The sequence below is a fragment of the Lignipirellula cremea genome (genome assembly GCF_056501455.1).
The window spans coordinates 2,795,066-2,808,798 of sequence record NZ_CM151415.1 but is presented as its reverse complement, the minus strand read 5'-3'; the positions used below and the strand labels follow the sequence as shown (position 1 = coordinate 2,808,798).

At 64.1% G+C, this 13,733-nt stretch carries 9 protein-coding genes; 2 read left to right on the top strand and 7 right to left on the bottom strand.

The annotated features are described in order from the left end of the window. Positions 1–113 precede the first annotated feature (113 nt). The 6 genes from SH602x_RS11025 to SH602x_RS11000 all read right to left on the bottom strand — a co-directional run bounded on the left by SH602x_RS11025 (position 114) and on the right by SH602x_RS11000 (position 9,411). Entirely contained in the window at positions 114–1,301 is a 1,188-nt protein-coding gene (locus tag SH602x_RS11025) for a type II secretion system protein (RefSeq protein WP_479476838.1), read from the bottom strand. 146 nt (positions 1,302–1,447) lie between these two features. Beyond that, on the bottom strand, positions 1,448–2,860 hold the full coding sequence (locus SH602x_RS11020) for a type II secretion system F family protein (RefSeq protein WP_479468394.1): 1,413 nt from the start codon (positions 2,858–2,860) through the stop codon (positions 1,448–1,450). Positions 2,861–3,007: 147 nt separating this feature from the next. Beyond that, positions 3,008–4,735: a GspE/PulE family protein gene (locus SH602x_RS11015; RefSeq protein ID WP_479476837.1), complete on the bottom strand. Its 1,728-nt coding sequence runs from the start codon at positions 4,733–4,735 to the stop codon at positions 3,008–3,010. A gap of 152 nt (positions 4,736–4,887) precedes the next feature. After that, on the bottom strand, positions 4,888–6,003 hold the full coding sequence (locus tag SH602x_RS11010) for a type IV pilus twitching motility protein PilT (RefSeq protein ID WP_479468396.1): 1,116 nt from the start codon (positions 6,001–6,003) through the stop codon (positions 4,888–4,890). Positions 6,004–6,485: 482 nt separating this feature from the next. Beyond that, a complete protein-coding gene (locus tag SH602x_RS11005) occupies positions 6,486–8,204 on the bottom strand; it encodes a GspE/PulE family protein (RefSeq protein ID WP_479476836.1) in 1,719 nt (572 codons plus the stop codon). Positions 8,205–8,550: 346 nt separating this feature from the next. Continuing rightward, positions 8,551–9,411 carry a hypothetical protein gene (locus SH602x_RS11000; protein ID WP_479476835.1) on the bottom strand — a complete coding sequence of 287 codons (861 nt, stop codon included), beginning with the start codon at positions 9,409–9,411 and terminating at the stop codon, positions 8,551–8,553. 197 nt (positions 9,412–9,608) lie between these two features. Between SH602x_RS11000 and SH602x_RS10995 the strand changes: the two genes are divergently transcribed. Together SH602x_RS10995 and SH602x_RS10990 are read left to right on the top strand one after the other, a co-directional pair. Continuing rightward, entirely contained in the window at positions 9,609–10,757 is a 1,149-nt protein-coding gene (locus tag SH602x_RS10995) for a sodium:calcium antiporter (protein WP_479476834.1), read from the top strand. A gap of 166 nt (positions 10,758–10,923) precedes the next feature. After that, positions 10,924–12,864, top strand: coding sequence for a sigma-54 interaction domain-containing protein (locus SH602x_RS10990; protein ID WP_479476833.1), 1,941 nt, complete (start codon positions 10,924–10,926; stop codon positions 12,862–12,864). A gap of 47 nt (positions 12,865–12,911) precedes the next feature. On the opposite strand, the gene SH602x_RS10985 is transcribed toward SH602x_RS10990, so the two are convergent. Then, positions 12,912–13,724 carry a hypothetical protein gene (locus tag SH602x_RS10985; RefSeq protein WP_479476832.1) on the bottom strand — a complete coding sequence of 271 codons (813 nt, stop codon included), beginning with the start codon at positions 13,722–13,724 and terminating at the stop codon, positions 12,912–12,914. Between the last annotated feature and the right edge of the window lie 9 nt (positions 13,725–13,733).

Here is a 13,733-nt window from a genome sequence, read left to right as displayed (position 1 = left end):
GCCGTTCGCCGAAGGCGACCAGCAGCATCGTGGATTGCAGCGAAGGGAACTCATATCCGACCTGCGATCGTAAAGGAGATCGACGTACGTGAAAGAACGATGCCGCGACGGCGTCATTCCCTACCGATCTCGCCGAACGTGCTGCCTTCCGTGAAGTTGGCGACGTTGTCGTCGTCTTCGGGATCCATATTGACCCACGCTTGCGGGTCGCCCGCCGGCGCCAGGAACTTGTAATTTGCGTAGGTGGTGAACGGCGCAGTGATGTCCTTCGGATAGAGCGCGTCAGCCGCGCCGTCCGTGAAGCCGTCCGACCCGTAGGCGTTATCGAGCCCGGCGGAGAGGAGCTGATACGTCTGGGTGTTGTACCAGGCAGGGGTCGCAGGGCTTCCGTCGATATAAGGCCGCGCGATGCCGGGGTCGTAACCGCCCGGAGCGTTGTCGGCGGGGACGGGCGGGCTGCCGGCGATCCAGTTCTCGTAGTTGCCCGGATCGCCTGCGGCGCCGAGATCCGGCGGCCATTTCAACAGGGCGATGCGATTCGGCGGCGTCGACGCGGCCGGCAGATCCTTGTAGGCGTAGCCGGCGAAGTAGAGGAACGGCGTGCTGCCGTCCGCCGCCTTCGGGATGTACGACGGGAAGCCGTCGCCGTCGAGATCGACGAGTTGCTCGGGCTTGAAGTCGTAGAAGCTCTCCGCCGAGCCCGCCGAACTGCCGGTGAGCGGCCGGATCGGGTCTTTCTTGAGTCCCAGGACGTTCCCGCTGTACTGCGCGGCGCCGCCCAGGAAGAACGGCAGCGATTCCGATGCGTCGAGCCGATCGATCGTCGCGTTCGCGAACGTCCCGGAGGCCGTCGCCGAATCGCCCAGGATCGCCGTACTGCCCGTCACGTAGAGCGTGCTCGCTTCGCGATTGTTGCGAAACGCCGTGTCGATGTGGCGCTTGAAGTAGCTTGAATAGTAGGTCGACGCGCTCGGAGTCCCGCTGTCGGCGACGGTACCGATACACGGCGGATACGCGCCGTACTTGGCCTCGTACTGCGTCAGCGCCATTTCGAGTTCTCGGACTTCCGTCGCGATCGTGAACCGGTAGACGGTCGCGATCGCCGCGCCGACGGCGACCGACAGGATCGCCGCCAGGATCGCGATGATGGCGATCACGACCAGCAGTTCGACGAGCGTGAAGCCCCGCTTCTTCCGGCTGACGGCGAAGCCGCGCTTCGCCCGCATCAGGGCGACGAATCGCCGCCGATCGTGACGCTGGTTGAACGGAACGGCTGGGATGGGACGACCGGCCTTGATCATGGCTCTGCTCCAGGGACGCGGATAAGGATGCGTCCTGACTTAGTTACTCTTAGGGCAGGTCATGGACCCGCCTTCTGCTTGTTTTCCGACTCGTCGCACGGCAAGGCGGGTGGATGACCCGCCCTGCGAACAGGTTTCGAATTCGCTTACTTCTTGCCGCCCGACAGACCGGTGATCATCGCGACCAGCGGCATGAAGAGCGAAATCACGATGAAGCCGACGGCGCCGCCGAGGAAGACGATCATCAGCGGTTCGATGAGCTTCAGGAGGCCTTCCGTCAGGGTCGCGACTTCTTCGTCGTAGTAGTCGGACACCTTGAACAGCATCGTGTCGAGCTCGCCCGTCTCTTCGCCGACGTCGACCATGTTGACGACGAGCAGGTCGATGACGGGACGATTCATCACCATCACGTAGTACAGCGACGCGATCACCCCGAACGCGAACGCGACCCCGATGATGAAGGCGTAGTATTCCGGAATCACGATCAGGAGCGTCAGCGGCCAAACGGCGCCGGCCCAGAACCAGAAGAAGAGCGAGACCGGATGGAAGCCCGCGCTGGAGTTCGCCTTCAGAGGCTTGGCGATCGTCTCGCCCTCGCGAATGGCTTCGCTGACCTTGGTGAAGATCTTCTCGAAGACGCCGTTATTCGACGTTTCGCGGGTGATCGTCAGCGCCTCGAGGATCGGCACGCCGGAGGCGACCAGGGTGCCGAGCGTCCGCATCGTGCGAGCGAGAATGGCCTTTTCGATCAGCTTGCCGACGACGGGGATCTTGAGCAGAAACCCGTGCCAGCCCGTCCGTCCGGCCCGGAACTGGTTCACGATGACGATGAAGATGATCAGCGTCAGCGGAACCAGCGGCGGCACGAACCAGAGCTTGCCGAGGGACCGCGACGTATTGATGAGGATCAACGTGGGAACGGGGAGGTCGAGATCGAACTCCGTGAACATCTCGTCGAACACCGGCACGATCTGCGTCATGATGAACGCGAGAATGCCGATGGCGACCATGATGACCACGCAGGGGTAAATCATCGCCCCCGTAATCTTCTTCTTGATCGATTGCGACCGTTCGAGGAACTCCGACAGGCGCCGGAGAATAATTTCGAGCGAACCGCCCGCCTCGCCTGCGCGAACCATGTTCACGTAGAGGCGATTGAACGTCCGCGGGCACTTCGCGAACGCCTCCGACAGCGTCGAACCGGCCTCGATTTCTTCGCAGACGTCGATGAGCGCGTTCCGCAGCGGACCGGGCTTCGACTGCTGTTCCAGAATGCGGAGGCTTCGCAGGATCGGCAGGCCCGCGTCCTGCAGAATCGAAAGCTGCCGCGTGAACAGCGTCAGTTGCTTGCCGCTGACGCCGCCCAGGGAGAACGACTTCGTCTTCGCGCTTTTGCCGCCGCCCGTCTTCGCCGTCGGCGCCTTCTTTTCCTGAATGCGCGTGATGAAGTAGCCCATCTGGCGAATCGTCGCCTGGGCCTCGTCCTGCGTGGCGGCTTCGATCTCGTCCTGGATCTCTTCGCCCGTGGCGTTCATCGCCTCGAAGACGTAGGTGGGCATCGTCTAGATCCTCTTGCTGTCGCACGCAGTCTTGCGGCGGGTTCGGTCGGATGGGCGGTGATCAGGATCGAGCGAAAGGCTCGCGATCAATCGAGCGGAAGCTCGTGAAGAATCGTGTCGAAGAATCGTGAAGAATCTGGTACGGGATCAGGCTTCCAGAACGGTTTCGCGGACGACCTCTTCCAGCGTCGTCGTCCCTTCGAAGATGCCCTGAATGCCGGCGTCGCGGAGCGACACCATGCCGTTCCTGCGGGCCTCTTCGCGGATTTCGTCGGTCGCCTTGTTTTCGAGGATCATCAGGCGCAGCGCGTCGTTGATGACCATCAGCTCGAACAGGCCGACGCGGCCCTTGTAGCCGGTGTTGTTGCAGAAGTCGCAACCGGCGCCGCGGTAGAACTTCTTCCCGGCGACGCCCTCCAGAGTGAGTCCGATGTCGGCGAGCAGATCCGGAGCCGGCTCGACCTCGACGCGGCACTGGCTGCAGATCCGTCGGACGAGGCGCTGGGCCAGCACGGCCTCGACGGTCGCCGTGATCATGAACGGCGCCACGCCCATGTCGCGGAGACGCGTCACCGTGCTGGGGGCGTCGTTGGTGTGGAGCGTGCTGAAGACCAGATGCCCCGTGAGCGACGCCTGGACCGCGATCTCCGCAGTCTCCAGGTCGCGGATCTCGCCCACCAGGATGATGTCAGGATCCTGCCGCAGAATCGCCCGCAGGCAGGAGGCGAACGTGACGCCGATGTCGTGATCGATCGGGATCTGGATAATGCCGTCGATGTCGTACTCGACCGGATCCTCGGTCGTGATGATCTTGTCTTCGATGTCGTTGAGCGAACTGAGCGCGCTGTACAGGGTCGTCGTCTTGCCCGATCCGGTCGGACCCGTGACCAGGATGATGCCGTTCGGACGATCGATGACGTGCATGAAGCCGTCCATCGTCTCCTTGTTCATCCCGATCTTGTGGATGTCCAGCGAGACGACCGACCGGTCGAGCACCCGCATGACGACGCTCTCGCCGAACAGCGTCGGCAGAACGCTGACGCGGAGGTCGACCGGGTGACCGCCGACGGTCAGCTCGATGCGCCCGTCCTGCGGCATGCGACGTTCGGCGATGTTGAGGTTCGCCATGACCTTGATGCGGGTCGTGATGGCGAACGCCAGATGCCGCGGCGGAGGCACCATTTCGAAGAGGACGCCGTCCGCCTTGATGCGGATGCGGAATTCGTCTTCGAAAGGTTCGAAGTGGACGTCGCTGGCGTGGTCCTTGATCGCCAGCAGAAGCACCATGTTCAAGAGCTTCTTGACCGGCGCGCTGTCGGCCAGGGCCTGCATATCGGACAGATCGATCGGTCCGTCCTTGTCGAGTTCGGCGATCGCCTTCTTGAGATCCCGATCGTTCTCGATCTCCGTGATGATCGTCTCGAACGTTTCCTTGTCGTCGGCATAGTGCTTGTCGATGAACCCGACGATCTCGCGCTCGGTCGCGATGACGAGTTGGATCTCTTTCGACAGGAACGTGCGCAGTTCGTCCTGAATCTGGATGTTCTGCGGATCGCAGGTCGCGACGGTGAGCGTGTTGGTCGGCTCGTCGAAGCGAACCGGAACGACCCGGTAGAGCTGGGCCATCGCGTTGCTGACGAGGGCCCGCGTCGTCTTGGGAATGTCCTGGTCGTCGAGGTCGACGACCTTCAGATTGAGTTGCTCTGAGAGCGCGGTGACGACCTGGTCTTCCTGCAGAAGACCCATTTCGATGCCGATCTTCCCCAGGAGCTGTCCGGGGTTCTGGCGCTGCTCTTCGAGCAGAAGATCGCGCTGATCGTCGGTGATGAAACCGAGATCGACGAAGATCTGACCGATTCTGCGCACCGAGGCCATGGTCGACCGCTTTCAGTACGAACCGCGTACGGTCGCGAAGCCGAGCGCTTTCCCCCACGGGAAATCGTCGCGGCGACGCGAAGGAAGATAAGTGCGAGAGAGGAGGACGCCCGACGGCACGATGCGCCGCGAGCGGGTCGTAATTCGAGGCGTCAGCGAGCGGCCGGACCGCCGCCGCTGGCCGCCTGCTGTTGCAGCATCCGTTTGTGTTCGGCGATTCGCGCCGCCAGATCGTCCGGCGCCTGCGACTTGGCGAGCACGTCTTCCAGCGTGACGATATTGTCGCGCCACAGCCGGAAGAGGTGATCGTCCATCAGTTGCATGCCGTACTTGGCGCCGGTCTGAATCGCGGAGTTGATACGGAACGTCTTGTTTTCGCGGATCAGGTTCGCGATGCTCGACGTGACGATCAGGATCTCGTAAGCGGCGACGCGTCCGCCCTGAATACGGGGGAGAAGCGTCTGCGCGACGACGCCGATGATCGACGTCGAAAGCTGCGTGCGGATCTGGTCCTGCAGGTTCCCGGGGAACGCGTCGATGATGCGGTTGATCGTTCCCTGGGCGCTGTTCGTGTGGAGCGTGCCGAAGACGACGTGACCGGTTTCGGCGGCGCTGATCGCGGCCTCGATCGTTTCCAGGTCGCGCATTTCGCCGACGAGGATCACGTCCGGATCCTGTCGCAACGCTCGCCGGATCGCTTCCGAGAACGAGGGGACGTCGACGCCGACTTCGCGCTGGTTGACCGTCGACTTCTTGTGGTAGTGATAGAACTCGATCGGGTCTTCGATCGTGATGATGTGGTGGTCGTGGTTCTCGTTCAGATAGTTGACGAGACTGGCGAGCGTGGTGCTCTTGCCCGAACCCGTCGGACCGGTGACCAGGAACAGGCCGCGGGGGCGCTCGACCAGGCCGGTGACGTTGTCCGGCAGCCCCAGTTCCTGGGGGGAGAGCATGTTGTTCGGGATCTGCCGCAGGACCATCGCGATCTGCCCGCGCTGCTTGAACACCGACACGCGAAAGCGGGCCATGTCCCCGAACGCGAAGCCGAAGTCGGACGAGCCCTTCTCCTGAAGCTCCGTCTGGCATCGCGACGGCGTGATGCTCTTCATCAGGGCGACGGTGTCTTCCGGCTCGAGCGTTTTCGTCTCGAGCTTCCGCATCCGTCCGTGCAACCGGAATACCGGCGGCTGACCCGTCGTGATGTGGATGTCGCTGGCGCCCTGCTTGATCGCCGCCGACAGCAGCTTGTCGATGAGAATTGTGGCCATGGGACGCGACGATCCTCGTGCGCGGGCTTGGTCGAAACGCCGGAAAAGAGAGCGCTCGAGCGGATTCCTTCGAACCCGATCGGACGCGAAAACAGGACGCAAGAACGTCCGGGCGGCCGCGAATGAAAAGTACGAGAGAGAAGAACTGTCGTAACGGGATGACTAAGCGGCGACGCCCGAACGCGCTGCGGATTCCTGGTTGCGTCCCATTATCTCCGGGCTCGCCCCTGCCGGACGAATTCTGGACCGAACTTTCTCCGAGCGACCGCCGTACGCGCTGCGGCATCGCGAACGGCGATTCGGCGCTCGGGCATTTCGCCTCTACCGTCCGAGGGTAAGACAGGCCCTGACGGATTGCAACCGCCAAGGGCGCTTGCGCCAGCAGAACGACCCAGACGGCAACCGACCGCTCGTGCAGAAGTTACGGCGGCTGCCAGCACTTCGGTGACGCATCTGCAAAGGCAGAGCGACCGCCGCTAACGCTATCCGATGACGTCCTGCTCGGTCCGCTTGGCCGTGCGGTAGACCTCGTCGAAGGTGGTGATGCCGTTCATCACCTTGTGCATGCCGTCCATGTAAAGCGTTCGCATGCCGTTGGTTATGGCAAGTCGGCGAAGGTCGACGGAGCTTGCGCGATCGAAGATCGCCTGCCGAATCTTGCCGTTGATCGTCATCAGCTCGTAGATGCCAAGTCGTCCGCGATAGCCCTTACGATTGCAGTAGCCGCAGCCCTTTCCGCGGGCGAATGTCGAATTCTTCGCCAGTTCCTTAGAGATCCCGGCCTCCGCGAGTTCGGCGTCCGTGGGCGTATATTTCTGCTTGCACTTGGGGCAGACGACCCGGACGAGACGCTGGGCGAGGATGCCGATGACCGTGCTCGCGACCAGGTATTCGGGCACTTTCATATCCGACAGGCGCGTCACAGCGCTGGGCGCATCGTTCGTATGTAGAGTACTGAAGACCAAGTGTCCCGTAAGAGACGCCTGAATCCCCATCGATGCGGTCTCGTAATCCCGCATCTCGCCCACGAGGATCACGTTCGGCGCCTGACGCAGCATCGCCCGGATGATCCGCGAGAAGTCGAGCCCGATGTCGTGCCTTACCTGCACCTGGTTGATGCCGGGGAGGTAGTACTCGACGGGATCTTCGGCGGTGATGATTTTGCGGTCGGGCCGGTTGAGGGCGTTCATCGCCGCATAAAGCGTCGTCGTCTTTCCGGACCCGGTCGGACCCGTGACCAGCAGAATGCCGTTCGGACGCTTGATCAGGCCCTGAAACTGAGCGTACGTCTCTTCCCCGAAACCGAGCTGCCGGACGGAGATTTTGATGTTGTCTTTGTCGAGCAGCCGCATCACGACCGACTGGCCGTGATTGGTGGGAATCACGGAGACGCGAAGGTCGAGTTCCTTCTCCCCCGCCGTGACCTTGATCCGTCCGTCCTGCGGGCGCCGCCGTTCGGCGATGTCCATGCTCCCGATGATCTTGATGCGGGAGATCAGGGCGCCGAGCATACGCCGCGGCACCTGATCGCGCTCCTGCAGGACGCCGTCGATGCGATAGCGGATCCGAACGCGGTCTTCGAACGGCTCGACGTGGATATCCGAAGCTCGGAGCTGAATCGCTTCGGTGATCATCACCTGAACCAGCCGCACGATCGGGGCATTTGAATCGTCGCCCCCGCCCCCCTTGCGGTCCTCGTCGTTGTCGGTCTGGGTGAAGTCGATTTCGGTATCGGTGAATTCCTGGAGCATCGTGTCCGCGGATTCACCTTCGATCTGACCGTAGTAACGGTTGATCGCCTCCAGAATCGCCCCCTTCGAGGCGACGGAGATCCGCACCTGCTTGTTCAGAATGAAACGGAGCTTTTCGAGCGTTTCGACGTCGTCGGGGTTCGCGACAGCCACTCTCAGCGATCCATCGTCGTCGATCCCGATCGGCACGGCGTGATTTTCGCGGGCGACCGATTGCGGCACGTACTCGATCACGTCCGCCGGGATCTGCCGGGAACTGAGGTCGACGTACTCCACCCGGGCCGCCTTGGCGACCGCTTTGGTCACGTCCTCGGCCGAGGCGTAGTTAAGTTTGACCAGCGCCTCGGGGACGTCGACCTTTTGCTTCTGCGAGAACGCCTCAGCTTCCTTGAGCTGGTCGTTGCTGATGATCTTGTTCTTCAGCAGAAGCTGCGCGAAACCTTGGATCATGGACCCAGTTTCCAGGGTGATAAGGTGTGGACCGTGTCGGAACCGGCAGGCACGGCGGCGGCGGTCGAACCGCTCCGCTCGTCGATGCGCTTCGGACAGATCGTCGAATCGTGAACGCCGACGATCACCGAAAGCGCGAACCCCGGACCCGAAGGCTCGATCCGAATGGCGAACGCCCCTGATTGCGGCGCCCGGAGAGAAGTCGGGAATTCGGGCGCCGAAAGATCTCAATTATAAGCGGCTTCAGCGGATAAGCACGGCGCCGGCCCGGAATTCGCCTGAACGTCGACAAGATCCGCGTCGATCGTGTCGCCACCGGGCTTCGTCGATCTTCCGCTCGACCGCTTCAACGTCGGCCGACGGCAGGCCCCAGATAGGCAGGATTCGGCGTCGGCTCGGGCAGCAGGCGGCGGTTCTCGCGGCGAAGCTGCATCGCCAGCCGTCGCAGCCGATCGGCGTCCTCGTATCGCCGTTGTTCCTCGCGGACGTGGGCCAGTCGCTCCAGATCGCGGGCGGTCGCCGACAGCAGCTTCGTCAGTTCGCGGAGCGCTTCCGGCGACTCGAACGGCAGAACGCCCGCATCCGGCGGGAGGTATGCGTCGGGCGGAGGGAACGGGCCGGAAGGCTCGTACGGGCCCGGCGGAGGCGTCATCTCCCAGTCGTCCGGGTACGGCTGGAACGGCGACGGCTTGAAGGGGATGCCCTGCCCTTCGCCGAACTGCGAGTCCGCTAACACGGGGGGAACGGGATCTCCGCCGAGCTCGGGCGCCTCCTCCTCGATCTCCGCTGTCGGGACTTCGCCCGGGGTATCGATGGCGAGCGACGGCGTCTCCGTCGGGGCCTCTTCCGACTCCAGCGCTTCGATCGAATCCTCGAAATCGGGTTCTTCGCCGACGGCTGCGACGCCGAAGGCCTGCCAGTCCTGGGGAACGGTCGATCCGACCCGGGCGCGAATTTCGGCGAGTTCCGCGGCGACGGGCGATTCCGGCGCAACCGGTTCCGGTTCGGGATCGCCCCAGCGCCGGACGGACGAGGCCTTCGACGGCTCGCCTGCGGGAGAGCCCGCGGCCCGATCGGACTTTTCGCCGACGTTCTCCGTGACCGCGGTCGCCGTCAACGAAGGACCGTCCGCCTCGCAGAAGGCGATCATTCCTCCGATGGCGCAGGTGACGGCGATGGTCACGACCGCGGCAGTCGCTGCACGCACGACGGTTTCCTCCTGAACTTGCCGCGGCAGAGTCACGAAATGCCGCGAGCGTTTCCGTACTGGTCGACGATTCTACGCGTTCGCGATCGCAGATCCCAAGGTCGATCCCGGCCACGAACGCGAAGGTCGCTGCGCACGACGAGCGCTTCGGGGCCGCTTATCATGAGCGAAGCGATCCCTCTCACGCTCCGTCGCTTATGTCGATCCTTTCGCTCGTTTGGCTTTTTAGCGGTCTGTCTCTTCTCCTCGGCGGTTCGTTTCTCGCCGTACGGGGAGCGGGCCGACTCGCCGAATCCTTCGGGTTGTCGCCCCTGACTCGCGGCCTGATCCCGATCGCGTTCGCTGCGAGCCTGCCGGAACTCGCGATAGTCGGCTGGGCCACGGACGCGAAGTTCGATCTGCCTGACCTGGCGCTGGGCGATGTCGTCGGCGGCGTCATCGCGAACTATCTGCTGGCGCTCGCCTTCGCGGCGCTCGCTCTGCCGCTCGTCGTTTCGCCGCGACTGCTGCGGTTCGCCTTTCCGATGGGAATCGCCGGCGCCCTGACGACTCTCGCGGCAGCCTGGACGGGCGAGATCTCCGCGACCGTGGGAGCCTGCCTTCTCTTCGCGGCGTTCGCCTGGCCGGTCGTCACGATCCTGCTCGACCGCCGCGAGGTCGTTGCACAGAAGCCTCGCAAGCGGGAGCGACCGAAACGGACCGCGCCGCAGCCTTCGGATTCCGTCCCGAACGTCCGGTCGCAAAACGTTCGGCTGATCGCAGCTTTGTCGTGCGTCGTGGGAGTTGCAGCTCTCGTCCTCGGAGCGAGATGGTTCCTCGCCTATGCGACCGAACTGACGGACTTACTGCGTGTGCACGAGTCGACGTGGGGGCTGACCGTCGTCGCGCTCGCGACGACGCTTCCGGAAGCGATCGCCGGCCTGGCTCTGACGCTTCGCGGAGATCGCGAGGGCGCCGTCGGCGTCGCGGTCGGCAGCAGCCTGTTCAACCTGACGGCAGCGCTGGGTCTCGCCGCGATACGGTCGCCGGAGGGGCTTGAGGTTTCGCCGGTCCTGTTCGAGTTCGCTCTTCCGATTGCGATCGCTTCCGGTCTCGCTTGCGTTCCGTCGTTCTACGGCATGCGCTGTCTCAGCCGGTTCGGCGGACTGGTCCTCTTCGCGTTCTACGTCGCCTTCGCCGTCTACGCGATCGTCGGCGAGAACTGGCGTCAGGCTGCGGACCCGCTCGAGGCCCAGCAGGGTCGCTTCTTCGCGATGTTCCTGATCGCGGTCGGACTGATCGTGGTTTCGTCGATCGTCGCGATCCTCGAACGGCTGGCGCAGAAGGCTCGTCTGGCCGACGAATGAAACCCGCGGGTCGGTCGACGACGCGTCGCCCGGCGAAGCGGAGTCTGACGCTCCACTAGGAACGCGCCATCGCTTGGACTCCAATAAGGCACCGCCGACTCGCCGGTCGACACGAACGGCGCGGCTTGCGAAGCCTCCGCGCCGACGCGATCCTGCCCTCTCGTTCATGACTCCTCCCTTCTCCAGCGCCGCTGCTTCCGCGCCGGTCGGTCCGGACTGGTCCGATTTTCTGCTCCGTTCCCTGACGCCCGACGTCGGCGGAGCGGACTTCGCGGAGAAGGCGATCGAGCGACTGAGATCGACGGCGAAGGTCTCGCAGGCAGGCGCATTCGCCTTCGCGAAGGGAGTCTGGCGGACGCTCGCCAAGGCGGGCGAGACCGAGCGGTTCCCGTGGGAGACGCTCGCCGATGCGCTCGACGAAGGCAAGCCGATCGTGCGGCGGGAGTGGCTCGCGGCGCCGCTCGACGCGGGATCGCGCGAAGGAGCGATCGTCGTCGCGATGCGTTTCTCCGCTCCGCCTGACTCCGACGCGCTCTCGCGATCGCTCGCGCTCTGCGAGAAACTCGAAGCGGCCTGGCGGATCGAACGCGAACGCCGTCGGCTGAAGTCGCGGATCGATCGATTCGAGAAGACGCTCGGCTTCCTGCAAAGCTGGATCGAAGCGCCCGACGGCGCTGCCCTGCTCCATCGCATCGCGGAAGCCGCCTGCACGCTGCTCGACTGCGAACGGGCGAGTCTCTTTCTGCGAGATCGCCAGACGCGGGAACTGGTGGGCAGGCCCGCGCTCGGCATGGCGAACGACGAGCTGCGCATTCCCGAGGACGCCGGCATCGTCGGGCAGGTGGTCCGGACCGGCGAGTCGCGGCGGGTCGACGTCGACGTCGAGCACGAACAGGCGGAAATTCATCGTGGCCCCGATCAGGCGACCGGTTTCCAGACGCGTTCGATTCTGTGCGTGCCTCTGCGCGACCCGGGCGGCGAGATCGTCGGGGCGTTCGAAGGCATCAACAAGCGATCCGGCAACTTCAGCGACGCGGACGAAGCGACGCTGCACGATCTCGCGCGACTGGCCGCGACGGCGCTCGTCAACGCCGACGTTCGCAGCCGCCTGGTCGCGGCGCGGCAGGTGGTGGTCGACGAAGCCGCGTCGAGCGTGCAACTGATCGGAGAGTGCGCCGCGATCGTCGCCCTGCGCAGCGCCATCGCGCGGCTGGCGGAGACCGACCTGAACGTCCTCACGCTCGGTGAAAACGGCGTCGGCAAGGAAGTCGTCTGCCGGATGCTCCACTATCAGAGTCCCCGGCGGAACGAGCCCCTGATCGCGGTGAATTGCGCCGCGCTGCCCGATACGCTGCTCGAATCCGAGCTCTTCGGCCACGAGCGGGGCTCGTTCACCGACGCCCGCGAAACCCGACAGGGCAAGTTCGAGATCGCCTCGAAGGGGACCATCTTCCTGGACGAGATCGGGGACATGAGCCTCGCGGGCCAGTCGAAGCTCCTCCGGGTTCTCGAGGAGCGGACCATCCGCCGTATCGGCGGGGCCGTCGACATTCCCGTGGACGTCCGCGTGATCGCCGCGACGAATCAGAACCTGATCCAGCGGGTCCGCGAGAAGCGCTTTCGCGAGGATCTGTTCTATCGGCTGAACGTGGCGACGCTCGATCTGCCGCCGCTGCGCGACCGGGGGGAGGACGTCCTCCTGCTGGCCGAGTCGTTCCTGGCGCAGTTCTGCCGGAAGGCGGGCAGGAAGCGACTGGTCCTATCGGCGGGCGCGAAGAAGCGTTTGGTGCATCATCGCTGGCCCGGGAACGTTCGCGAGCTGCGGAACCTGATGGAGCGGCTCGCCTTCCTGCATGGCGACGGCACGATCAACGAGAAGGATCTCTCGTTCGCGACCGGCCTGGGCGTCGACGAGCCTTCCGGAGTCGAGCTCGACCAGGGGCTGACCGACGCGACGAAGGTCTTCCAGCGGGAGTACATAAACCGCCACATCGACGCCTCGGCCGGCAACATGACCGAGGCGGCGGAGCGGCTGGGCCTGCACCGCTCGAACCTCTACCGCAAGATGCGGCAGCTCGATATGCAGACGGGCGACGAGAAGGAGTGATCGCGTTCGCGTCGGTCGCCGTCGCGGTCCGACGCCGCCCTGACGATTTATTCGACGGCGATCTCGAACAGCTGGCCGACTTCCGCGACGAATTTCTTCTCTTCGTCCGGAGCGTCACGGCGCCAGTCCCGCAGGTACCGCTCGAACGATCGCTCCCGATTCGCGTCGCCCTGATTGAGGAAACGGACCGCGTTCCAGTGTCGCGGATTACGTTCCAGCAGCGGCAGCAGAGCGACGGCGACGACCTCGTTCCTCTCGCGATCGACCGGATTGGTTCGCAGGGACGACTCGTGCTCCCGATACCATTCGGCGAACGTTCTGGCTCCCAGCTTTTCGCATTCCGCGATTCGATCGTCGGCGTAAATCGCGAGCGACGGGCCGAAGTCCTTCCAGTTGGGATAGGGCGGATGCGTTTCCCAGGTCTTCGCCATGCGTCGCAACGTGAAGAGGGACGCAGTCTCGCACAGGGACTCCTCGAACCACAGGTTCGAGCGGTCGCCCGATCGATAGTTGCACGCGATGTGACAACACTCGTGACTGAACTGGAAGGCGTACTGGGCCCAGTACGTATCCTGCGAGTTCAGAAACACGCGCAGCTGGCCTGCTTCGCCGAGCCCGTACGCGACGCGGGGGACGCCGTCGGTCGATCGGTAAATCGTGACGGGTCGCCATTCCCGCGTCGAAAAGGTCGAGAAGAACTCGTCGGCAGTCGAGCGGCAGACGGCAGCGATGTCCGCGGTCGAGCCGCTTCCCCAGTCTCCCGGGGCGACCTGCAGCGTCGGTTGCGACTCTTCTCCGTTAGCCTTCGACGCAGCGAACGCGAAGAGCGACGCAATCGCTAGAAGCAGGTTTCGCCGCATCGAGAAGGC